Raw genomic sequence first — 22,160 nt, forward strand, 5'->3', positions numbered from 1 at the left:
ATCAGCCGAACTGGCGGCGCACGGAGCGGCCGGCGGCCGTCAGCAGGACGCCGCAGATCGCCATGGTCACGATGCCGAGCGCGGCGGCGGCGCCCATCTCGAAGAACTGGAACGCCTCGTTGTAGATCCGGATGGCGAGCGTCTGGGTGGCCTCGTTGGGGCCGCCGCCGGTGAGCGGGTAGATGAAGTCGAACTCGCGGAAGACGCCGATGCCGGTGATCACGATGGCGAGCGTGGCGGCGGGCCGGATCGCGGGCCAGGTGACGTGCGCGAACTGGCGTGCCGGCGAGGCGCCGTCCATCCGGGCGGCCTCGTACAACTCGTTCGGCACGGACTGGAGTTGGGCCAGCAGCACCAGGATGAAGAACGGGTAGTACTTCCAGATCGTCGGCAGGATGACGGCGAACATGGCGGTGTTCTCGTCGACGAGCCAGGCCACGTTGTCGTCGATGATCCCGGCCGAGCGCAGCAGGTGGTTGACGACGCCGTAGGAGGCGTCGAGCATCCAGCTGAACGCGGCGGCGACGACCACGCCGGGGACCGCCCAGGGCAGCAGGACCAGCGGGCGGATGATCCGGCGTCCCGGGAAGGCGCGGTTGAGCAGCAGGGCGAGGCCCAGGCCGAGGGCGAAGGCCGGCAGGACGACCCCGAGGGTGTAGACGATCGAACGCACGATGTCGTCGACCAGACCCGGATCGGTCAGGATGTCGCCGTAGTTGTCGAACGTGAGCGGGTTCTGCTCCAGGTGGAGCAGGTCGGAGATCTGGCCGCCGCGGAGGCTGAGGTCGATCGCCACGTAGAGCGGGTAGGCCATCAGCAGCCCGACGACGGCGAGGGTCGGCGAGAGCGTGAGGTACGCGAAGAGGTCGCGGGCGCGGTGCGCGCGGCGCAGCGCCGGCGAGCGCTCGGGGGTGGCGCGCGGGGCGCGCTGCCGTTCGGATGCCATCAGGACTCCATCGCCGCTTCGAGCTCGTCCTGGAGGTGGGCGGCGATCGAGGCGGTCGGCTCGTCGGTGGTGATCAGGGAGGTGGCGGCGGCCGACACGAGGTCGCTGACCCGGCCGAAGCGCTCCCTGTGGGTCTGGTTCCCGGGGAAGATCGACTCGGCCTCGTCGGCCAGCCGCTGGAAGAGCGCCAGCTCGGGGGTCTCCTCCAGGGCGCGCGCGGTGGCCGAGTCCGCCCGGGGGGCGGGGTTGAGGGTCAGCTCGGTGTAGCGGCGCTGCCACTCGGGGGAGGAGGCCAGGGCGATGAGCTCCCAGACGGCGTCCGCCTTGTGCGGGTCGATGCCGGCGGGCATGTGGATGCTGTTGGAGACGCCGCCGGGGACGTGGGGGAACGGCGCGCGGGCGACCTTGAGGTGGGGGCGGTGTGCCTCGGAGGCGCCGGCCAGCTCGTTGAGGAGGAACGGGCCGTCCAGCAGCATCGCGATCTTTCCGGTGAGGAACAGCTCGTTGCGCTGCTGCCCCTGGATGCCGCGCGGCGCCTGGGCGAGGGCCCTGCGGTAGAGGTCGAGGCCGGCGACGGCCGCGTCGGAGTCGGCGGTGAAGCCGCCGTCGTCGGTGGAGAGCGCGCCGCCGTTGCCGACGACGAAGGCGGCCAGCTCGGTGTAGTTGTCGGGGTTGGGGGTCGTGGTGGCGCCGAAGCCGTAGATCCCGTCGCCGGTGATCGCCTCGGCGGCGGCGATCAGCTCCTCCGGGGTGGTGGGGACCCCGGCGCCGGCGGACTCCAGCAGCCGCTCGTTGTAGTAGAGGGTGTAGCCGTAGCCGAGCAGCAGGACGCCGTGGGCCTCGCCGTTCAGCTCCATCTCCTCCTGCAGCGGGGTCCAGGTGCGGGGGATGTCGGTGCCGCGCAGCCGGTCGGCGAGCGGGGTGAGCCAGCCCCGGCCGGCGAACTCGGCGGCGTTGCGCGCCGGGAGATGGGTGATCTCGGGGCGGTCGCCGGCGGCGAACCTGATGGTGAGCTGGTCGACGTAGCTGTCGTACGGGATGGAGTAGAAGTCGACCTCGACGTCCGGGCGGGCCTCCTCGAAGGCGGCGATCAGCTCGCGCCACCAGAGGGCGAAGGACCCCTCGGCGGCCTGCCAGGAGGGGAACTCCAGCACGGTCCTCCCGCCGGCCGACCCGCCGCCCGCGCCGCAGCCGGCGAGCGCGGCGCCGGCCGTCGCGGCGAGGCCGAGCGTGAGCACGCGCCGCCGGGACGGGCCGGCGGGGCGTCCGGGTGCCGGCGCCATCAGGCACCGCCGCCGAGGGTGCGGGGCGCGGCGGACGGCCCGTGGTGCGGGTAGACGGCGGGGCCCGTGTAGCCGAGGGCGGTGCTGACCTCGTCGGCCGTCTCGATCACGCGGCCGGCCAACTCGCCCTCGCGGCGGTCGAGGTCGATCGCGGAGAGCGAGCCGGAGATCGACAGCGCGGCGACGACCTCGCCCGCGGCGTCCCTGATGGGCGCGGCCACGCAGGCGCGGCCCAGGGCGAGTTCCTCGACCTCGGTGGCGTAGCCGCGCTCCAGGACCAGGGCGACCTGCGCGTCCAGCTCCTCGTGGGCGCCGACGGTCCGGCCGGTGAACCTCGGCAGCTCGGGCAGCATCGCGCGGCGCTCCTCGGGGGTGCTGCCGACCAGCAGGCACTTGCCCATGCCGGTGGCGTGCAGGGCGTTGCGCTGCCCGGCGAGCGTCATGGACTTCGGCGCGAGCGCGCCCTCGTAGTTGGCGAGGTAGAAGACGGTGCCCCGGTGCAGCACGGAGACGTTGACGCCGAGGCCGAGCAGCGCGGCGGCCTCCTGGGCGTGGCGGCGGGAGGCGCGGTAGACGGGGTGCTGGTTGAGCGCCGAGCCGGCCAGGGTGATCAGTCCGGTGCCGAGCCGGTAGAGGCCGGTGGTGGCGTCGCGCTCCACGTACTCCAGGGCTTCGAGCGTCGCGAGCATCCGGGACGTCGTGGACTGGCCGAGGGCGGCGCGGGTGGCGACGTCGGCGACCCGCAGCGGCTGTCCGTCGTGGAACGCCGCGAGGACGGCGGCGGCGCGTTCGACGCTCTGATTGGTGCTCGTGCCCTGCTCCGCGGCCACTGTCTGCTCCCCTGCATCCGAAACACTTGCGTTGTGTTGTGGATACTGCATTAGGCTATCCACTCAACGCAAGAGTCCAACCGCAGAATGGATGAGCACATGCAGATCGCCTCGGTCGAGACGTTCGTCCTCAAGGTCTTCCACGACGAGGCGTACCTCGGCGACCTGCCGGACGGCTCCGAGGTGCCGGCCGGCTACCAGGTGCGCGCGCCCTGGCGCAGCCTCTACTCGCGGCGGTTCGAGACCCTGCTGGTGAAGGTCGTCGCCGAGGACGGCACCGCGGGCTGGGGCGAGGCGCTGGCGCCGGTCGCGCCCGAGGTGCCGGCCGCCGTCGTCGACCTGCTGCTGGCCCCGGTGCTGCGAGGGCGCGACGCCCGCGCGCCGCGCCCGAACTGGGTGGCGCTGCGGGACCTGATGCGGGAGCGCGGGCATCTGGTGGGCCACCAGGCGGACGCGCTGGCGGCCGTCGACATCGCGCTGTGGGACCTGGCCGGGCGGCTGCGCGGCGAGTCCGTGGCGACGCTGCTCGGCGGGGCGTTCCGGGGCCGGCTGCCGACCTATGTCTCGGGGCTGCCGCGCACCACCGACGCGGAGCGCGGCGCGCTCGCCGCCGACTGGGCGGCGCGGGGCGCGCGCGGCGTCAAGCTGCACCTGGGCCACGGCGTGGACGCCGACCTCGCCACGGTGGACGCCGTCCGGGCCGCGGCGCCCGCGCTGCGGGTCGCGGTCGACGCGCACTGGGCTTACGGCCCGGCCGAGGCGCGGCGGCTGGCGGTCGGGCTGGCCGAGCGCGGCTGCTGGTTCCTTGAGGCGCCGCTGGCGCCCGAGGACGAGGAGGGCCATGTCCGGCTCGGCGCGCGGTCGGCGCTGCCGCTGGCGGTGGGCGAGACCCTGCGCAACCGCTGGGAGTTCGCCCGCTGGCTGCGTTCCGGCGCGTTGGAGATCGCCCAGCCGGACGTGGCCCGCACCGGCGTCACGGAGGCGATGGCGATCGCCGAGCTGTGCGCGGGCGCCCATGTGCCCGTGGCGCCGCACCACTCCGTCGGGCTCGGCGTCGCGCTGGCCGCCGGGCTGCACGTGGGGGCGGCCGTCGAGGACCTGCTGGTCTTCGAGTACCAGCCCACCTCGACCGAGGTCGGCCAGCGCGTGCTGCGGACCCCCCTGGAGGTCCGCCCCGACCACTTCCCCCTTCCCGCCGGGCCCGGGCTCGGCGTGGATGTCGACGAGCAGGTCGTGCGCGACCTCGCAGGAAAGGACTGATTCCCCCATGCCCCTCGTCCACGGGCTCGCGCCGATCCTGGCCACCCCCTTCGCCTCGGACGGCTCACTCGACCTGCCCTCGCTGCGCCGCGTCGTCGAGTTCAACCTCGCCAGCGGCGTCGACGGGCTGGCCGTCTCCGGCATGGCCAGCGAGACCTTCGCGCTGACCGCCGAGGAACGCGCCCGCGTGCTGCGCGAGGTCGTCGACGTCGCGGCCGGCGCCGTGCCGGTGGTGGCCGGGGTCAACGCGACGTCCACGGTCACCGCCGTGGAGCAGGCGCGGGCCGCCGCCGACGACGGCGCCGCGGCGCTGATGGTGCTGCCGCCGTACATGGTCAAGCCGACGCCCGCGCAGCTGCTGGAGTTCTACGCGGAGGTCGCCGCCGCCACCCCGTGCGAGGTGATGGTCCAGGACGCGCCGGGGGTGACCGGGGTCGCCATGACGCCTGCCGCGCTGGCGCGGCTCGCCGAGGTGCCGGGCGTCACCTCCGTGAAGGTCGAGGCGCCGCCGACCCCGCCGAAGGTGACCGCCGTGGTCGAGGCCGCCGGCGGCGAGGGGTTCGCGGTGCTGGGCGGGCAGAACGCGCAGTTCTGCCTCGACGAGTACGCCAGGGGCGCCATCGGCACCATGCCGGCCTGCGAGTTCCCCGACCTGCTGCGCCCGGTGCTCGACGACTGGGCCGCCGGGGAGCGCGCCCGGGCCAGGGAGGGGTTCGCGCGGCTGCTGCCGCTGGTCCTGCACGGGCTCCAGCAGGGCTGGGCCTGGGCGATACACAAGGAGGTGCTCGTCGCCCGCGGGCTCATCGCCGACGCCACCGTCCGCTCCCCCGCCCGCCCGCTCGACGCGCCGACCCGCGCCGCCCTGCGCGAGGTGCTCGCCCCCCTGGGGATCGCCGCCGGCTGACGCGCGCGGGCGGCCCGCCGCACGCAGGCCGACCACCCGGCCGGTACGGCGACGTTGTCGACCGCGTCCCGCCACCCGGCGTTCGCGCCGTCCCCCGCGCCCCCGAGCCGCCCACCGGCGGTGGGGGGGGACGCGGGGCACCGCGCGAGCGACCAGTGGCCACGGGAAGGGGCCGCCCCTTCCCGCACGCCACGGCACTCTTGACAATTCGACTCCGGTAACTCCGACTTCCGAATTACCCGCACGAGAGCGGAAAAAGAACCGGGCGTGACCGCGCGGTTCCCCGCGAGTTACCCGAACGAGAGGACAACGTTCGGCGTCCCGTGGGATTTCCGTCCGGCCCGCGCCCACGCGTCGATGTCCGACACCGCGGGACACCGCCGCGAACACGCTCCTCCCGGCTACGGTCGAAGAGTTCACACGCCGTCAAACCCCGGTGACCTGGCCCGCGTTGCCCGACACCCGCTTCTCAGCGGAGCGGACAGGGGATATGGTCAACGCCACGCGCCGCTTTAGGGCGCTCTCGCCGTCCCGAAATAATCCTTCGACTTATCCAGGGAACGGTCCCGCGGCTCTTCCCTGATTCCCCTGCTCCGACGAGAAGGAGAACGCGTGAAGAACTCAGACGGCCACTGGCTGCTCCGCCAGCGCACCGAGGACGTGTACGCGACCGAGGTCGCGGAGGCCGTGGTCGCGGACGACCGGCTGACGTTGTACTCCGCGGTCCAGCACGTGGCCAGCCGGGACAGCACGATCGACTCCGCGCTGCTCACGGTGGAGTGCTCCTCCCCCGCGGAGGGCGTGATCTCCGTGCGGACGACGCACCACGCCGGAAGCCTGCCGCGCGGGCCGGAGTTCGCGCTCGCCGAGCGCCCCGACCACGCGGCGAAGACCCGGCGCGACGGCGCGGTGGTGGAGCTGAGCAGCGGTTCCTTAGAACTGCGGGTCGACACCTCGGGGCCCTGGCGGCTGGAGTTCTCCGCAGACGGCCGGAGGCTGACGACCGCGGAGGGGCTGGGCACCGGCTTCACCCTGGTCGGCGGGGAACGTCACTACTCGGTGGCGCAACTGTCCCTGGGAGTCGGCGAGTTGGTCTACGGTCTCGGGGAGCGCTTCACGCCGTTCACCAGGAACGGGCAGACGGTGGAGGTCTGGCAGGCGGACGGCGGGACGGCCACCGACCAGGCGTACAAGAACGTGCCGTTCTATCTGACCAACCGCGGCTACGGCGTCTTCGTCAACCACCCCGGGCAGGTCCGCTACGAGGTGGGCTCCCAGGACGTGGGGCAGGTGCGGTTCTCCGTGGCGGACCAGTCGCTGGAGTACCTGGTCATCCACGGCCCGACGCCGAAGGAGATCCTGGACCGCTACACCGCGCTGACCGGGCGCCCGGCGCTGCCGCCGGCGTGGTCGTTCGGGCTGTGGCTGTCCACCTCCTTCACCACCGACTACGACGAGGCCACCGTCACCCGCTTCGTGCGCGGCATGGCCGAACGCGACATCCCGCTGGGCGTCTTCCACTTCGACTGCTTCTGGATGAAGGCGTACCAGTGGTGCGACTTCACCTGGGACCCGGATGTCTTCCCCGACCCGGAGGGGATGCTCGGCCGACTGCGGGAGCAGGGGCTGCGGATCTCGGTGTGGATCAACCCGTACATCGGCCAGAAGTCCCCGCTCTTCGCCGAGGCGATGCGCGCCGGGTACCTGGTCCGCAGGCCCAACGGCGACGTGTGGCAGTGGGACATGTGGCAGGCGGGCATGGGGCTGGTGGACTTCACCAACCCGGACGCCAGGGAGTGGTTCGCGGGGAAGCTGCGGGCGCTGACCGACCAGGGCGTGGACGCCTTCAAGACGGACTTCGGCGAGCGGGTCCCGACCGACGTGGTGTGGCACGACGGCTCCGACCCCGAGCGGATGCACAACTACTACACCCAGCTGTACAACCAGGTGGTCTTCGACGTCCTCGCCGAGGCGCGCGGCGCCGACGAGGCGGTGCTCTTCGCGCGCTGCGCCACCGCGGGCGGCCAGCAGTTCCCCGTGCACTGGGGCGGGGACTGCGACTCGACGTTCTCCGCGATGGCCGAGTCGCTGCGCGGTGGGCTGTCCCTCGGGCTGTCCGGCTTCGGCTTCTGGAGCCACGACATCGGCGGCTTCCAGAACACCCCGCACCGCGCGGTCTTCAAACGGTGGGTGCAGTTCGGGCTGCTGTCCTCGCACAGCCGGCTGCACGGCGCCGGCACCTACCGGGTGCCGTGGGACTACGGCGACGAGGCGGTCGAGGTCACCCGGGACTTCACCCGGCTCAAGCACCGGCTGATGCCCTATCTCTACCGGGCCGCCCAGCAGGCCGCCGCGCACGGCACCCCGATGATGCGGGCGATGGTGCTGGAGTTCCCCGACGACCCGGCATGCGGCACGCTGGACCGGCAGTACATGCTCGGCGGCGACCTGCTGGTCGCGCCCGTCTTCTCCGAGGACGGCACCGTCGAGTACTACCTGCCGGCCGGCACCTGGACCCACCTGCTGACCGGCCGTCAGGTCGAGGGCCCCGGCTGGCGGCGCGAACGGTACGGCTTCGAGAGCCTGCCGCTCTTCGCGCGCCCCGGCTCCGTCGTCCCGTTCGGCGACCGGGACGACTCCCCCGTCTACGACTGGGCCGACGGCGTCACCCTCCGCGTCCACGCCCCGGCCGACGGCGAGACCGTCGTCACCCATGTACCCGGCCGCTGGGACGACGGCGCCGGGGATTTCGACACCCACCGCGTGGGCGACACGGTCACCGTCCGCGCCCGGAACGCGCCGGGCAGCTGGCGCGCGGTGCTGGCCGGACCCGACGGCTACGGCGCGCCGGTGGCCGCCGTCGACGGCGTGGTCACGCTGACCCTGCCGCGCTGACCCGCCCCCGGGCCCGGCCGCGCGGTGCCGCGCGGCCGGGCCCGGGAACGTGTCGGGGTGGCGCCGCTACGCGGACGCGACCGCCTCGACGAGCCGGGAGATGGTCTCCGCGCGCGGCATGTCCGGCAGGAAGGCCGGCACCTGGGCGTCGGCGAACGCGCGTTGCCGCTCGCCCAGTTCCGGGTCGACGGCGTCGCGCGCCTGCACATACAGGAAGTTGAGGGTGCCGGCGAAGAACGCGGAGAACGAGTCCAGGTCGCGCACCCGGCCCGGCCCGCCGGCGTCCCGGTAGGAGCGCCACAGCCTGCGGGCGTCGTCGGCGCGCGGGTGCTGCCGCCCCGACCACATGTGGAGCACGCTGGCCAGCTCGCGTTCGGCGGTGGTCGGGCCGGTGTCGTCCCAGTCGAGCAGCACCGGGCCCCGCGCGTCCCGCAGCACGTTCTGCGGCTGGAGGTCGCGGTGGGAGACCAGCAGCTCGTCCTCGGCGGCCGGCGCGATGTGCGGGGAGAGCGCCGGGAGCGAGCCCTCGACGAACGCGGTAAGCTCCCCGGCCCAGGAGGGGCCGGCGGCGCGGACGTCGGCCAGCAGCCGCTTCCAGTCGTCGGCCTCGGGGGCCCGCTGGTACCAGCCGTCGGGGGCCTGGCTGGCGGGGACCCCGGCCAGGTGGACCCGGGCCAGGGTGGCGCCCACCCAGTCCAGGACGTCGGGGGCGGTGGCGTCGACCGGGAAGCCCTCCACCCACTCGTAGAGCTTCACGTGAACGGGGCCGAACTCGGGCGGCAGCGCCGGGGTGCGGACGCCGTCGCGGGTGGTCAGGAAACGGGGGGCGAGGACGCCGCGCGCGGCGGCGGCGTCGCGGAGCGTCGCCTCGTCACGCACCTGCCCGGCGTCGAAGCCGAAGAGCAGCTCCTTGACCGCCCAGTCCGCCCCCGCCCCCGACAGCCGCCACACCCGCCCGGTCGCGCCGCGCGCGACGGGCCTCAACGTCCAGGGCCCCTCGCCCAGTCCGTAGAGGGCCGCGAGATGGTCGGCTGACTCCGCGATGTTCACGCGCATGGCCGTGACTCCCCTTTGCTGTGGAACGGGCGGTGCCGGAACGGGTCCGGCGGACGGGCTCGGTGGAACGGGCGCCCCCGCGGTGCCCCCGGGGGCGCTCACCGCGCGCCGGGGCGCGCGGTGTCGTGGCGCGCGGTGTCGTGGCGCGGGTCGTGTGGGGTGCCGTGCCAGGAGTGCCAGAGGGCCGCGTAGGCGCCGCCCGCGGCCATCAGTTCGGCGTGGGTGCCGAGTTCGCCCACGCGGCCGTTCTCCATCAGCACCACCCGGTCCGCGTCGTGCGCGGTGTGCAGACGGTGCGCGATGGCGATGACGGTGCGCCCCTCCAGGACGGCGGCGAGGGCGCGTTCGGTTTGGCGGGCGGTGCGCGGGTCGAGCAGCGCCGTCGCCTCGTCGAGGACCACGGTGTGCGGGTCGGCCAACACCACGCGCGCCAGGGCCAGTTGCTGGGCCTGCGCGGTGTCGGCGCGGTGCCCGCCGGCGCCCAGCTCGGTGTCCAGGCCCCGCGGCAGTTCCCCCACCCAGTCGGCGCCGACGGCGGTGAGCGCCGCGTGCAGCCGGGAGTCGTCGGCGGACTCGGCGGCGATCCGCAGGTTGTCCCGCACGGTGCCGAGGAAGACGTGGTGCTCCTGGGTGACGAGCACGACCTGGCGCCGCAGCCGGGCGGGGTCCAGCGCGGCGATCGGCACCCCGCCCACCGCGACGGTTCCCGAGCGCGGCACGTCGATGCCGGCCAGCAGCCGGCCGAGCGTCGACTTCCCCGCGCCGGAACGGCCGACGACCGCCAGCCGTTCGCCGGGCCGCACCGCCAGGTCGACGCCGTGCAGCACGTCGCCGCCCCCGTCGTAGGCGAAGCGCGCGTCGACCACCTCGATCCGGTCGTCGGCGGGCACGGGCGGCTCGCCGCGCCGCTCGGGCGGGAGGGTGCCGACGCCCTCGACCCTGGTGAACGAGGCGCCGCTGCTCTGCAACTGCTCCAGCCGTTGCAGGATCACGTCCAACGGCTGGGCCAGCTGCCGCAGATAGAGCGCGACGGCGACCACCGAGCCCAGGCTCACCGCGCCGCGCTCGTGCAGCGCGCCACCGAGCAGCAGCACCCCGGCGACGGGCAGGACATAGGAGACGTCGACGGCGGGGAAGAGCACGCTGCGCAGGAAGAGCGTGCGTTCCCTGGTGCGCCGGCTGGTCGCGACGGCGTCCCGGCAGACCTCCAGGCGGCGCCGCCGCAGGGACAGCGCCTCGACGGTGCGGGCGCCGGCGACGGTGGCGGACAGTTGCTCCGCCAGCGCGGAGGTCGCCGCGCCCTCGGCCAGATAGGCGGCGCGCGCCCGGCGCAGATACCAGCGCACGGCGAACCCGATCCCGGCGAGCCCGGCCACCCCGACCAGCCCGAGCAGCGGATGGACGACGAGGACCGCGACGAGCACGAGCAGCGCCTGGGTCGCCGCGATGAACATCTCGGGGCCGATGTCGCGCAGGGTGTGGCCGACGGCGGCGACATCGGTCGTGCCGCGCGTCGTCAGGTCGCCCACGCCGGCGCGTTCGACGGTGGAGGCGGGGAGCGCGAGGACCCGTTCGACGAAGCGCTCCCGGATGTGCGCCGAGGTCCGTTCACCGAACCGGTGCCCCAGGTGGCGGGCCTGGCGGGAGAGGACGATCTGCGCCAGCGCGAAGACGGGCATGGCCAGCGCCAGCCGTTCGACGCCGCCAGGACCGGCCCCCGACTCGACCTCGTCGACGATGCGACCGAGCAGCCACGGGCCGGCGAGGCCGGCGACGGCGGCCAGCGCGTTGAGCACGATCATGGCGGTGAACGTGGCGCGGTCGTCGCGGACCAGCGCCACGGCGGCGCGACGCACCTCCGGCGGCGCGGCGACGGGCAGTTGGCCCTCGTGCGGCTGTCCGGGAACGGTCATCGGACGGTCTCCGGGGTGGCCGGGGCGTGGCCGGCCGCGTCGCGGGGGTCGTCCTGCTCCCGGGCGACGAGCCGGCGGTAGTCGGGGCGTTCGGCGAGGAGGCGGCGGTGGTCACCGGTGGCGGAGACCCGGCCGGCCACCAGGAAGTGCACGGTGTCCGCCCGGTCCAGCAGCAGCGGCGACGAGGTGGTGACGGCGGTGGTGCGGCCCGCGCGGGCGGCGCGCAGCCGTTCGGCGAGCGCCGCCTCGGTGTGTGCGTCGACCGCCGAGGTGGGCTCGACGGCCAGCAGCACCTCGGGCTCGGCGCGCAGCGCCCGCGCGAGCCGGAGGCGCTGGCGCTGGCCGCCGGAGAGGTTGCGGCCCTGGGCCTCGATCCGGGAGTCGAGCCCGTGCGGCAGGGCGTCGACGATGTCGCGTGCCATGGCGGCGGCGAGGGCGTCGGCCACCGCCCGCGGGTCCGTGTCCGCGCCGCCGGCGACGATGTCGCGCGCCGTTCCGGAGAAGAGGTCGGCCTCGTTGTCGGCGAGCAGGATCCGCTCCCGCACCCGCTCCGGCGCGATGCTCTCAAGCCTGACCCCGCCCCAGGTGGCGGCCGAGCCGGTGAACCGGCCCAGGCGCTCGACGACGGCCGCGGTCTCCTCCGGGCGGGCGCTGACCAGCGCGGTCAGCGTGCCGGGGGCGAGGGTGACGCCGGAGTCCGGATCGTGGAGCACGGCGGGTCCCACGGGTGGTTCGGCGTGCGGCGCCTCGGTGTGGCCGTCGGGCGTCGGCCCGTCCGGGGGCAGCCGCAGGAAGCGCACGACGCGGCCGACCGCGACGAGGCCGCGCGCGTAGTCGTACCCGACGTCGATCAGCGTGGAGACCGGCACCACCAGGACTGCGGCGTAGCCGTAGACGGCCACCAACTCGCCGACGGTGATGTCCCCCTGGGCCGCCATCCGCGCGGCCAGCCACATCACCACGGCGAGGAGGAGCGTGGGCAGCCCCACGCCGAGCGCCCCGATCCAGCTGGTCACCGCGCCGACCCGGTAGCCCTCCTCGCGCAGCGCGCGGGAGCCCTCCCGGTAGCGGGCGGCGAAGACCGCCTTGCCGCCGAGTCCGTTGAGGACGCGCAGCCCGCCGACGAGGTCCCCGATCCGCGCGGCGAGCGCGCCCTGCCGCTCCCGGTAGGTCGCCTCGACGGCCTGGAGGCGCCGCAGCGGCGGGCCGACCAGCACGCCCACCAGCGGGACGCAGAGCAGGACGACGGCGGCGAGCGGCGGCGAGACGGTCCACATCAGCCCGGCGACGACCGCGTAGGCGCAGACCGCGCCGATCGCGGGGCCGATGACGGCCAGCACGGTGGCGATCACCCCGGCGTCGCCGAAGCCGATGGTGACGGCCTCGCCGACGGTGACCCGGCGGGGCAGGGCGGCGCCGAGCCGCATGGCGTGGCCGACGACGGCGTGCACGGTGCGGTAGATGGCGTCCATGCGGATGCGGGTCATCGTGCGGTGCCGGAGGACGGCCAGCCACGCGTTGAGCACGCCGACGCCCAGCAGGGCGGCGACCCAGCCGAGCAGCGCGCCGGAGGTCGTGGAGTCCCCGTCGCCGAGCCCGTCGTCGATGGTGCGCGCCAGCAGGTAGGGCATCAGCGCCAGGCCGACCATCTGACCGCTGACCAGGAACGTGTCGAGGGCGACGCGGCGCCGCTGGCGGGCGGTCATCCACAGGAGATAGCGCTTCGGGCCACGGGAGTCGGGAATCTCAAGATTCAGCTGTGAATCCACCATTCGCGTCACCATAGATCATGCCCGAGCGGCGTGTCAGCAGCCGTTAATCCCACCTCCGGGGCGCCGTGAACTCAGCGCGGTAATTGTTCGTTCATCGCCCGGTAACTGGGCGCCCTTTTCGGGGTGTTTCGCGCCCCCGGCAGGCAAAATATACGGGAGGACAGGGGTTTCGGATCCCGGCCCCCGGGCCCTTTCCGCATACCGACCTCGATCGCGGCTCAACCGGACGAAGCGAGCGGTCCTGGGGCGGCTGAGGGGCCGTCAGCGCACTCTTGACCGGGTGGCAACTATGTGCCTACGCTTATTTTCGCCTTTGGGCGTTCGTTGATTTCTCACTTCCCACAGGAAGCTGTGTCCTCGTGACCGACGTTTCTGTTGTGGTACCCGCGCACAATCGGCCGAAAGAACTCGTCAGAACGCTTCTGAGTCTGACCCGACAGACGCTCCCCACCACCGACTTCGAGGTAATCGTCGTCGACGACGGATCTCGCGAGGATGCACGTGCACTCGTCCGGGAATCGGCCGACGCGCTGTCCTCGCTCGATATCAGGGTAGTCAGGAACGAAAAGGCCGCCGGCGCTTCCGGGGCCAGGAACCAGGGAGCCCGATTAGCCACCGCTGACCTCCTGGTCTTTCTCGACGTCGACTGCCTCGCCCATCCCGACATGCTGGCCGTCCATCTCGCGACGCAGGGCGCGCGCCGGGTGGCGGCCTCCGGTTACACGCACGGCAGGGAACTCACCCCGGAGACGTGGGAGTTGCGGATCGGCGGCGACTGGAACTGGGAGTCGGCCGAGGAGGTCTTCGCCAAGGCCGCCACCGTCGACCTGCTGCACGACCCGCTGACGGAGCTGCTCGCCGAGCCCAGACCCAGCGACTGGGCGTTCTTCTGGACCTGCAACGTCAGCGTCCCGCGCGACGCGTTCGAGGCCGTCGGCGGTTTCGACGAGAGCTTCGACGTCAAGGGCGTCGAGGACGTCGAGCTGGGGCTGCGCCTGTCGCTCGCCGGGCTGCCGACGGTCTTCCTGCCGGACTCCCGCGCGCTGCACCAGCCCCATCCCCGCGACCGGCACACCGAGTTGCTGCGGGACCGGCGCAACGACCTCGTGCTGCTCCGCCGCCACCCCACGCTGGAGGTGGAGGCCGTGTGCGCCTTCGACATCGTGAACGCCCGCGCGGCGCTGCCCGCGTTGACCAGCTTCCGCGACCGCCTCGCGCCCGAGGCCGTCGACACCGCCCACCTGTCCGCGCTGCCCGGGGCGAGCGAGGCGCTGGCCGGCGCGGAGAGCACCCTGCTGATCGGCGCGGCCGACGCCTGGCCCACCTCGCTGCCCGCGCCGACGCTGACGGTCGGCCCCACCGCCGACGAGGTCGAGGGCCGCTCCTACCGGCTGCTCGGCACGCGGCTGCCGTTCGAGGACGGACAGGTGGACGTGGCCGTCCTGACCGACTACTGGCGGGTGCTGCCCGAGGCCACCGCGTGCCGGGTGATCGCCGAGGCGCTGCGGTGCGCGCGCCGGGTCCTGGTCCTGAGCGACGCGGCCACCGCGCCGCCCGCCGTGCCGGACCCGGAGCTGGCGGCGGCCCTTGAGGGGGCGGGCACCCCCTTCTGGACGCACACGATCGCGCTGCGCCGGGAGTTCCACCAGTTCCGTTTCACCGCGCTGGACAGACCGGCGGGCGGGCCCGACGCCGCCGGGGCGAGCCGCGCGTTCGAGGTGGAGCCGGCCGCGTGGCCGCTCGCCCACCTCTCGGACATCACGCACTAGCCGGCGCCCGCACACGACAGCCGGTTCGACAATTCCGTGCCACACCGACGGTCGGGGACCAGCCATGCTCACCCGCGAAGAAAACCGTGTCCTGAACCTCAGGGAATTCGAGGAGGGACGCGCCAGGCTCACCAGCCGACCGCGCGCCCTCTTCGTCGAACTCACCGAGAACTGCAACTTCTCCTGCCCGATGTGCCGTTCCGGCGGCCCCTTCGACCGCTCGAAGAACATGAGCTTCGAGCTCTTCGAGGAGATCGCGGAGGAACTCTTCCCGACGGCGGAGATCGTGGACCTCCGCGGCTGGGGGGAGAGCACCATCCTCAAGCGCTTCCCCGAGTTCGTCGACAAAACGCTGAGTTACGGCTGCCGCGTGCGGATCGTGACGAACCTGTCCGTGCCGAACGAGGAGATGTGGCGGCATCTGGTGCGCAACCGGGCGCTGATCGCCGTCTCGTTCGACGCGGGCGAGGAGAAGACCTTCGAAACCCTTCGCAGCGGCGCCAAGTTCAAGACCATCGTGCGGAACCTCGAAATCCTGGCGGACGAGGGACGCGCCAGCGGCGTCGGCACGGACAACGTTCACCTGAACGTGGTCGTGCAGGCCGCCGCGTTGGAGGAGCTCGGGCAGATCGTCACCCTCGCCGGGCGCCTCGGGTTCCGCGTCCACCTCAACCCGGTGACGCTCGGCCACGACGACCCGGACAACCTCCGCTTCCACCGGGACCGGCTCGCCGCCTCCCTCGCGGAGACCGCGCGGGTGGCCGAGGAGACCGGCACCGAGGTGCGCATCGACGCGGCGCTCGACGAGGAGTGGGCGCTCACCGAGCACACCGCCAAGACCTGCACCCACCCGTGGATGTACTGCTACTTCAACTACGCGGGCCGGGTGGGCTTCTGCGACCACCTCATCGGCCAGCCGGGCGAGAGCTATCTGCTCGGCGACCTCAGGGCGGCGTCGTTCGAGGAGATCTGGAACGGCCCCGCGTACCAGGATCTGCGCGCGGAGCACGCGGCCTGGGAGAAGGGTCTTTCGAAACGATTCGAAGAATGCAACTGGTGCTACCGCAACAGGTACGTCGACTTCGACGCCGAGACCCACCCCGGTTACGCGGACCACGTGGTGCGGCTGACGCCGGCGAACTGCCCCGCCGTGACCGGCGTGGGCACGCCACAGCCGCCCTCCCCCGGCGCGACGCGGCCCTCCCTGCCGCTCACCGTGGTCTCGCACCCGCCGCACCAGTCCTGATCCAGGAGAGGGAGTCACCCGTGCCTGTCGAAGGAAACCTCGCCCCGCACACCGGCGCCGCCTGGCCCGAGTGGCCGGAGACGGACGAACGGTCGGTGCGCGCCCTGGCCCGGCCGCTGCTCAGCGGCCGGCTGGCGGTGAGCGGCGCCCGCAGCGTCTGGTCGTCGGACAACGAACGCGCCGCACGCGAGCTGGCCGCCCGCTCCGGGCGCGCGCACGCCGTGCTGACGACCAACGGTTCCAGCGCCATCGTCGTCGCCCTGCACGCGCTCGGCATCGGCCCCGGCGACACCGTGGCGATGCCCGCCACCACGTGGGTGAGCTGCGCGACGGCCGTCTTCCGGGTGGGCGCGCGCCCGGTCTACTTCGACGCGGACGAGGACTCCCCCTGCGGCGACCCGGCCGGGCTCGCCGCCGCCCCGAGCGCCGTGCTGGGCATCCATCTCTATGCCCAGGTGTTCGACGTGGCCCGCGCCAGGGCCGCCTGGCCCGGCGTGCCGATCATCGAGGACGTGTCGCACAGCCAGTTCGGCACGGACGCGCACGGCCGGCGCCTCGGCGGGCTCGGTGACGTCTCGATCATGAGCCTCCAGGCCACGAAGATCATCACCTGTGCGGAGGGCGGCGCGGTCCTCACCGACGACCCGGAGATCGCCGCACGCCTGGACTCGCTGGTGATGGACTCGCGCCGGCGGACCCGGCTGCCCGAGCCGGAGGCGGCCAACGAGCTGGAGCCGGCGTTCCTGCTCCACGGCGCCAACCACGCGCTGCCGGAGACCTCGGCGGCGCTGCTGCTGGACCAGTTGGCCAGGTTCCCCCGCCAGGCGGCGGTCCGCGCGGAACGGGCGGCGCTGTTCCGTTCGCTGATGACCGACCAGGGTTGGGAGGTCGCGGCGGACGAGGGGGTGCTGTCGGGCGGCACGTTCTACGGGCTGGCGCTGCGCGTTCCCGACGGGCGCCCGCCGGGGGAGGTGCTGCGGGAGGTGCACGCGCGCACGGGCGCGACGCTGGACCGCGTCTACCCGCCGGTGCCCGAGGGCCCGCTCTACCGGCCCGGCACGGTCAAGCAGTTCGCGGCGCTCGCGCGCGACCCCGCGCCCCCCGTTCCGCGCTCCGGCGCGTGGCACACGACCGGGGTGGTGGTGCCGCACCAGCTGTTCCTCGCCGCGCCGGAACGGGTCGAGCGGCTGGCCGCCGCGCTGGGGCGGCCGGGGAGCGCGCGGGGCGGACCGCGCCCGGCGTTCGGCGGCCTGGCCTCGGAGTCGGCGCCGCCGGTCATCGACGTCGTCGTCATCACCCGGGGCACGCGCCCCACGCTGGACGCCGCGTTGAACAGCGTCGCCAAGCAGGACGTGCACGCCCGGATCCGCACCACCCTCTGGATCGACGGCACGGCCGCCGCGCCCGACGTGCCCGCGACGCTCGACGCGCGGGTGGTCCGCATCGACCGGGCCGACGCCGCGTGGGACGACCCGTTCGACCGCATCGCGGCACTGCGCGACCTGGCGACGCGGGGGACGACGGGCGACTTCGTGGCGTTCCTGGACGACGACAACGAGTGGGAGGTGGACCATCTGTCGAGCCTGCTGGAGCTCGCGGTCGGCACCGGCAGTCCCGCCGTGCACTCCTGGCGCACCCTCGTCGACGGCGAGGGCCGGCCGACTCCGGTGACCCGCTTCCCCTGGCTGCCGCCGGGGCCCGAGTCGGAGCGGCGCTTCCGGGAGCTGTGCGCGGCGGGCGTCATGGGCGGGGACCCGGTGATCCGCGACGGCTTCGCGTTCGAACTGCCGGAGGGCGACGGGGGGATGGTCGACATGGGCGAGTGGCTCTTCGAGCGCCGGCTGCTGGGCCTGCTCACCTTCCGCCGCCCCCGCACCCGGCGCGAGGTCGCCGAACGCCTCGGCGAGGACGACATCCTGCTGGAGCAGCTGGTGGCGCTGGACGTGCCGGTCGGCTGCACGCGGCAGGCCACGCTGCGGTACCGGCTGGGCGGCATGTCCAACAGCGAGTTCGGCGACGTCCCGCCGCCGCCCGTCCCCGACGCCCTGCGCGAGTGAGGGCCGGGCCCGTTCGACACCGGTGACCCGGCCGGCACCGGCGGCACGACCGGCACCAGCGACCTGTTCGGCACCAGCGCGAGATGGGGAGAGCCCACGATGAGCCTGCACGAGTTCTACGACCCCGAGCTGTACGAGATGAAGATGGGCATCTCCCCCCGGGTCGGCCCCCTCTACCTCTCCGAGCTGCGTGGCCTGGCGCCCGGCTCCACCGTGATGGAGCTGGGGTGCGGCATCGGCGACGTGCTGCTGCCGTTCGCCAGGCTCGGCCACCGCGTCCTGGGCGTCGACGGCTCAGCCGGGATGCTGCGCAGGTTCCAAGAGCGCCTGGACGAGGAGGAGTTGGGTGGGCGGGCCGAGCTGCACCGGCACACGCTGCCCGAGCTGCCGGACACCGGTCCCGCGGACGCGATCGTGATGCCGTACGACCTGATCTCGCACCTCCTGGACGACACGCTGCTGGACGAGCTGTTCGCCAACTGCCGGCGGATCAGCAAGCCGGAGACGGAGATCCTGCTGGATGTGTCGCGCTTCGACGTCGAGTATCTGGGCTCGCTCGCCGGGGCGACGGGCGCGCTCACCCGGGCGCACGACATCCACGACTATCTGGGCGACCACTCCCTGTACGTCAGCGAACAGTCCCGCTATACGCCGGAGACCGGCGTGCTCGCCTGCACCTTCCGATACGAGGAGCTGGACGCCTCGGGCCACCTGGTCCGCACCTGGTTCCGCCAACTCCGGCTCTACCCGCGGCGCGCGCGGGAGGTCACGGCGGCGCTGGCGCTGGCCGGGTTCGCCGACGTCCGCGTCGAGGACCGGTCGTTCCCCGACGGGATGGACCATCTGCTGGTCCGGGCCACGGTCGGCCACGGATAGCGCCGAGGCACTTCCGTGGCCGCTCCGACGGCAAGCAAGGGCATGTTCAGAAACTCGCTGAGGAGGGAACATGGCGGCAACGGGCGCACCCCGCCCCCCGGGCACCGCGCCCGAACGCGTCGTCGTCACGGGCGGCGCCGGATTCGTCGGCTCCCATCTGGTCGCGCACTTTCTCGACGCGGGCGCCGAGGTGGTCTGCCTGGACGACTTCTCGTCGGGCTCCAAGCGGAACCTGGAGTTCCCCGACCACGGCAGGCTGTCGCTGCGGACCATGGACGTCTCCGAGGAGTGCGAGGTGGAGGGCCCGGTCGACGCCGTGCTGCACTTTGCCTCACCCGCCTCCCCCGTCGACTATCTGAACAGGCCGCTGGCCACCATGCGCGTCGGCTCCCAGGGCACCTGGAACGCCCTGGAATTGGCGCGCCGCAAGGGCGCGCGGCTGCTGATGGCCTCCACCAGCGAGGTGTACGGCGACCCGCAGGTCCATCCGCAGCCGGAGAGCTACTGGGGGTGTGTCAATCCGATCGGGCCGCGCAGCGTCTATGACGAGTCGAAGCGCTTCTCGGAGGCGCTGACGATGGCCTACCACCAGCAACACGGCGTGGACGTTGCCATCGTGCGCATCTTCAATACCTACGGCCCCCGGATGCGGCACAGCGACGGCAGGGCCGTTCCCACGTTCATCGCCCAGGCGCTGGCCGGGGAGCCGATCACCATCTCGGGCGACGGCAGTCAGACCCGGTCGTTCTGCTATGTCGACGACCTGGTCGCGGGGGTCGCCGCCATGCTGCGCTCCGGCCTCGTGGGCCCGGTGAACCTCGGGAACCCGGAGGAGTACCGCATCGACACCCTGGCGCGGCGGGTGCGGTCGCTGACCGGCTCCTCCTCCCCCATCAGGTTCATCGATCTCCCCGTCGACGACCCCAGGTGCCGGCGCCCCGACATCACCAGGGCGCGCCGGGATCTCGGCTGGGCGCCCGCGGTGGGCGTCACGGAGGGGCTGCGCCGGACCATCGAGTGGTTCCGCGGGGCCTCGGCCGTCTGAGACGGAGAGCTGGAAGGGAGAGGGGAACGCGATGGAACGCACCTCCGAAGTGGTCACCGAGGCCGACATCGCCCGCTGGTACGAGGGCTGCGTGTTCTCGTCCGACTGGACGACGAGCCACTTTCCCGTCTGGACGGAGGTCCTCGGCGCGCGCCGCCACCGGCGCGCGCGGGTGCTGGAGATCGGCTCCTGGGAGGGGCGTTCCGCGCTCTTCTTCCTCCACTTCCTCACGGGCTCCTCGCTGACCTGCGTGGACACGTTCGAGGGCAGCGTCGAGCACCACGAGAACGCGTCGCTGGCGCCCTCGGTCGCCGACGTGGAGCGGCGTTTCGACGCCAACACGGCCCGGTTCGCCGACCGGATAGAAAAGATCAGGGGAACGTCGCGCAGCGTGCTGCCGCTGCTGGGGATCGCCGGGCGCCGCTTCGACCTCGTCTATGTGGACGGCAGCCACTACGCCGCCGACGTCTACGGCGACGCGGCGCTGTCCTGGTCGCTGGTGGAGTCGGGCGGCCTGGTCGTCTTCGACGACTACGACTGGAACCTGATGGAGACGGAGAGCGAACGCCCGAGGCTGGGCATCGAGACCTTTCTGCGGACCGTCCCGGGGCAGTTCCGCGAGGTCCATCGCGACTACCAACTGATCGTCGAGAAGCTCTGAGACCTCCGCCTCGTCGGCGGAGCCGAACGCTGTACACCGGTGAGATGGGAGTGGAACCGCTTCATGGGCCTGCTTGATTCCGAACAGCTCGCGTTCTTCGACTCGTTCGGCTTCGTCGTCGTGCGCGACTTCTTCGCTCCCGACCAGTCGGAGCGGCTCTTCGCCGAGGTCGTCGGAAGCCTCACCGAGCAGTACCCCCAGCTGCGCCGGGCGCGGGAGCCCGCGGCGCGGACCGGGATACCCGTCGACGGGGTCACGAGCTACTTCCTGCCGTTGATGAACACCGTCTCCACGCCGACGAGTTGCGCGCTGGTCAACGCGTCGCCGCTGCGCGACGTCGCCGAGCAGCTGCTGGGCGCTGACGCGCTCGTCAAACCGCCGAAGGGCACCTATCTCAGCAACGCCTCGCCCTGGCACCAGGACACCGTCGAGCCGCACCTGCGGGCGGTCAAGTGCGTCGTCTACCGCGACGAGTTGTGCGAGGCCGACGGGTCGCTCCAGTTCCTTCCCGGCTCGCACCGCGGGCCCCTCGCGGAACGGCTGGCCGGATACCGGAAGGCGCTGGCCGTCGACGAGGAGTTCGACGAACTCGGCGAGGAACGCCGCTGGCCCGGCTTCGTCCCCTCGCTCGGCCCCCACGACGTGGTCGTCTTCGACCCGCACATCTGGCACGGCAGCATCCACGGCCGCGCCCGGTTCAGCTGGACCACGTCGTTCGTCGCCGTCCCCGAGACCCCGGAGGAACGCGCGGCGGCACACCGTTACATCGCGCAGTTCCTCGGCCAGGACTTCGTCTACGACCAGGAGAGGTTCCCCTACTACGACCCCCGCTGGTCGGCCGCGGACGCCCCGCCCTTCGTGCGACGGATGCGGGAGCTGGACGTGCTGTGACGGGCGCCCGGCTCCCCTCCGGGCCCCGGCGCCGGTGCCGCCCGCGCGGCGGGCCGTTCGTGGGAGGCTCACTCCATGGAGCAGCATGTGGTCGCGGTGGTCGGCAGCCCGGGGGTGGGGAAGTCGACGCTGTGCGGGGCGTTGACGGAGTGGTTGGCCGGGGCCGGGGTGGTGGTCGACCACTTCGAGGAGGCGGACATCCTCACCCGGGAGGTCTTCCGGCCGGTCGCGGAGGAGTTCGCGGGGGGCGCCGGCAGCGTGCGGCCCGACACGCTGGTCGCGGCGACCCGCGCCTACGTGGCGGGGGCCCGGCGGGCGGGCGTGCGGGTGCTGGTGACGGACGCGCTGCTGCCGTTCGTGCCGTCGCTGGTCGCCTGGGGCCACGACGAGGCCGCGATCACGAGGACGGTGCGGGAGCTGGCTGAGGCGGTGGAGCCGGCGAGGGTCCATGTCGTGTCTCTGCGCGACGACCCGGAGACCGCGTTGGCGCGGGCGGTCGCCCGGGAGGGCGCGGGGTGGGGGCGGTGGTATGTCGACAAGCTGAGTCGCGCGCCGGGCACCCGCTCCGTGCGTGACCTGGCGTCGGCCGCCGAACATCTGCGGTGGGAGGCCGAGTTGACCTCGCGGGTGCTGGCGGGCACGGGGTGGGACGTGGTGACCGTGGAGGTGGGCGGGCGGGACGCGGCGGCGATGGAGCGCCACGTGCGCGAACGGCTGCGCGGGGCGCTCGGCGTCGGCTGAGCCGGCGCCCCGCCC

The 22,160-nt window shown here is 73.3% G+C and carries 17 protein-coding genes; 11 read left to right on the forward strand and 6 right to left on the reverse strand.

Annotated elements, in window-relative coordinates; translation table 11 throughout:
- Window position 1: 1 nt before the first annotated feature.
- The 3 genes from FH715_RS26060 to FH715_RS26070 are packed head-to-tail and all read right to left on the reverse strand — an operon-like array spanning window position 2 to window position 3,059.
- Window positions 2–946, reverse strand: coding sequence for a carbohydrate ABC transporter permease (locus tag FH715_RS26060; protein WP_139649605.1), 945 nt, complete (start codon window positions 944–946; stop codon window positions 2–4).
- Complete coding sequence (locus FH715_RS26065; protein WP_139649607.1) at window positions 946–2,229, reverse strand: ABC transporter substrate-binding protein; 1,284 nt, start codon at window positions 2,227–2,229, stop codon at window positions 946–948. The genes FH715_RS26060 and FH715_RS26065 overlap by 1 nt, the downstream gene beginning before the upstream one ends.
- A complete protein-coding gene (locus tag FH715_RS26070) occupies window positions 2,229–3,059 on the reverse strand; it encodes an IclR family transcriptional regulator (protein WP_139649609.1) in 831 nt (276 codons plus the stop codon). Before FH715_RS26070 ends, FH715_RS26065 begins: the two co-directional genes overlap by 1 nt.
- Window positions 3,060–3,158: 99 nt before the next feature.
- On the opposite strand from FH715_RS26070, the gene FH715_RS26075 reads away from it, so the two are divergent.
- The 3 genes from FH715_RS26075 to yicI all read left to right on the forward strand — a co-directional run bounded on the left by FH715_RS26075 (window position 3,159) and on the right by yicI (window position 8,118).
- Window positions 3,159–4,319 (forward strand): mandelate racemase/muconate lactonizing enzyme family protein, encoded by a 1,161-nt coding sequence (locus FH715_RS26075; protein ID WP_139649612.1) that lies wholly within the window; start codon window positions 3,159–3,161, stop codon window positions 4,317–4,319.
- Window positions 4,320–4,326: 7 nt separating this feature from the next.
- Window positions 4,327–5,223, forward strand: a complete 897-nt coding sequence (locus tag FH715_RS26080) for a dihydrodipicolinate synthase family protein (protein WP_139649614.1) — start codon at window positions 4,327–4,329, stop codon at window positions 5,221–5,223.
- A 612-nt stretch (window positions 5,224–5,835) separates the two neighbouring features.
- The gene (gene yicI, locus FH715_RS26085; RefSeq protein ID WP_139649616.1) at window positions 5,836–8,118 is read left to right on the forward strand and encodes an alpha-xylosidase; all 2,283 of its coding nucleotides are present in this window, start codon (window positions 5,836–5,838) and stop codon (window positions 8,116–8,118) included.
- A gap of 66 nt (window positions 8,119–8,184) precedes the next feature.
- Here yicI and FH715_RS26090 read toward each other — a convergent pair whose 3' ends face one another.
- The 3 genes from FH715_RS26090 to FH715_RS26100 all read right to left on the reverse strand — a co-directional run bounded on the left by FH715_RS26090 (window position 8,185) and on the right by FH715_RS26100 (window position 12,859).
- On the reverse strand, window positions 8,185–9,174 hold the full coding sequence (locus FH715_RS26090; protein ID WP_139649618.1) for a phosphotransferase enzyme family protein: 990 nt from the start codon (window positions 9,172–9,174) through the stop codon (window positions 8,185–8,187).
- A 98-nt stretch (window positions 9,175–9,272) separates the two neighbouring features.
- Window positions 9,273–11,087: an ABC transporter ATP-binding protein gene (locus FH715_RS26095; protein ID WP_139649621.1), complete on the reverse strand. Its 1,815-nt coding sequence runs from the start codon at window positions 11,085–11,087 to the stop codon at window positions 9,273–9,275.
- Window positions 11,084–12,859, reverse strand: a complete 1,776-nt coding sequence (locus FH715_RS26100) for an ABC transporter transmembrane domain-containing protein (RefSeq protein ID WP_139649623.1) — start codon at window positions 12,857–12,859, stop codon at window positions 11,084–11,086. The genes FH715_RS26095 and FH715_RS26100 overlap by 4 nt, the downstream gene beginning before the upstream one ends.
- 377 nt (window positions 12,860–13,236) lie before the next feature.
- On the opposite strand from FH715_RS26100, the gene FH715_RS26105 reads away from it, so the two are divergent.
- The 8 genes from FH715_RS26105 to FH715_RS26140 all read left to right on the forward strand — a co-directional run bounded on the left by FH715_RS26105 (window position 13,237) and on the right by FH715_RS26140 (window position 22,145).
- Complete coding sequence (locus tag FH715_RS26105; protein ID WP_246108992.1) at window positions 13,237–14,628, forward strand: glycosyltransferase; 1,392 nt, start codon at window positions 13,237–13,239, stop codon at window positions 14,626–14,628.
- A gap of 64 nt (window positions 14,629–14,692) precedes the next feature.
- Window positions 14,693–15,874: a radical SAM protein gene (locus FH715_RS26110; RefSeq protein ID WP_139649626.1), complete on the forward strand. Its 1,182-nt coding sequence runs from the start codon at window positions 14,693–14,695 to the stop codon at window positions 15,872–15,874.
- Window positions 15,875–15,894: 20 nt separating this feature from the next.
- Window positions 15,895–17,931 (forward strand): DegT/DnrJ/EryC1/StrS family aminotransferase, encoded by a 2,037-nt coding sequence (locus FH715_RS26115; protein WP_170184836.1) that lies wholly within the window; start codon window positions 15,895–15,897, stop codon window positions 17,929–17,931.
- 99 nt (window positions 17,932–18,030) lie between these two features.
- Entirely contained in the window at window positions 18,031–18,807 is a 777-nt protein-coding gene (locus FH715_RS26120) for an SAM-dependent methyltransferase (protein ID WP_139649630.1), read from the forward strand.
- Window positions 18,808–18,877: 70 nt separating this feature from the next.
- Window positions 18,878–19,852 (forward strand): UDP-glucuronic acid decarboxylase family protein, encoded by a 975-nt coding sequence (locus tag FH715_RS26125; RefSeq protein WP_139649632.1) that lies wholly within the window; start codon window positions 18,878–18,880, stop codon window positions 19,850–19,852.
- Between the two features lie 31 nt (window positions 19,853–19,883).
- Window positions 19,884–20,513: a class I SAM-dependent methyltransferase gene (locus FH715_RS26130; protein WP_139649634.1), complete on the forward strand. Its 630-nt coding sequence runs from the start codon at window positions 19,884–19,886 to the stop codon at window positions 20,511–20,513.
- A gap of 63 nt (window positions 20,514–20,576) precedes the next feature.
- The gene (locus tag FH715_RS26135; protein ID WP_139649636.1) at window positions 20,577–21,404 is read left to right on the forward strand and encodes a phytanoyl-CoA dioxygenase family protein; all 828 of its coding nucleotides are present in this window, start codon (window positions 20,577–20,579) and stop codon (window positions 21,402–21,404) included.
- Window positions 21,405–21,479: 75 nt separating this feature from the next.
- Complete coding sequence (locus FH715_RS26140; RefSeq protein WP_139649638.1) at window positions 21,480–22,145, forward strand: P-loop NTPase family protein; 666 nt, start codon at window positions 21,480–21,482, stop codon at window positions 22,143–22,145.
- Window positions 22,146–22,160 lie beyond the last annotated feature (15 nt).

It is taken from the genome of Streptomyces sedi (assembly GCF_006335015.1).
Lineage (GTDB): Bacteria > Actinomycetota > Actinomycetes > Streptomycetales > Streptomycetaceae > Streptomyces > Streptomyces sedi.

What these genes read in the sequence shown, in the direction of transcription:
- FH715_RS26060 (WP_139649605.1), bottom strand. Translation starts at nt 946, where the DNA reads ATGGCATCCGAACGGCAGCGCGCCCCGCGCGCCACCCCCGAGCGCTCG.
- FH715_RS26065 (WP_139649607.1), bottom strand. Translation starts at nt 2,229, where the DNA reads ATGGCGCCGGCACCCGGACGCCCCGCCGGCCCGTCCCGGCGGCGCGTG.
- FH715_RS26075 (WP_139649612.1), top strand. Translation starts at nt 3,159, where the DNA reads ATGCAGATCGCCTCGGTCGAGACGTTCGTCCTCAAGGTCTTCCACGAC.
- FH715_RS26080 (WP_139649614.1), top strand. Translation starts at nt 4,327, where the DNA reads ATGCCCCTCGTCCACGGGCTCGCGCCGATCCTGGCCACCCCCTTCGCC.
- FH715_RS26090 (WP_139649618.1), bottom strand. Translation starts at nt 9,174, where the DNA reads ATGCGCGTGAACATCGCGGAGTCAGCCGACCATCTCGCGGCCCTCTAC.
- FH715_RS26095 (WP_139649621.1), bottom strand. Translation starts at nt 11,087, where the DNA reads ATGACCGTTCCCGGACAGCCGCACGAGGGCCAACTGCCCGTCGCCGCG.
- FH715_RS26100 (WP_139649623.1), bottom strand. Translation starts at nt 12,859, where the DNA reads ATGGTGGATTCACAGCTGAATCTTGAGATTCCCGACTCCCGTGGCCCG.
- FH715_RS26110 (WP_139649626.1), top strand. Translation starts at nt 14,693, where the DNA reads ATGCTCACCCGCGAAGAAAACCGTGTCCTGAACCTCAGGGAATTCGAG.
- FH715_RS26120 (WP_139649630.1), top strand. Translation starts at nt 18,031, where the DNA reads ATGAGCCTGCACGAGTTCTACGACCCCGAGCTGTACGAGATGAAGATG.
- FH715_RS26125 (WP_139649632.1), top strand. Translation starts at nt 18,878, where the DNA reads ATGGCGGCAACGGGCGCACCCCGCCCCCCGGGCACCGCGCCCGAACGC.
- FH715_RS26130 (WP_139649634.1), top strand. Translation starts at nt 19,884, where the DNA reads ATGGAACGCACCTCCGAAGTGGTCACCGAGGCCGACATCGCCCGCTGG.
- FH715_RS26135 (WP_139649636.1), top strand. Translation starts at nt 20,577, where the DNA reads ATGGGCCTGCTTGATTCCGAACAGCTCGCGTTCTTCGACTCGTTCGGC.
- FH715_RS26140 (WP_139649638.1), top strand. Translation starts at nt 21,480, where the DNA reads ATGGAGCAGCATGTGGTCGCGGTGGTCGGCAGCCCGGGGGTGGGGAAG.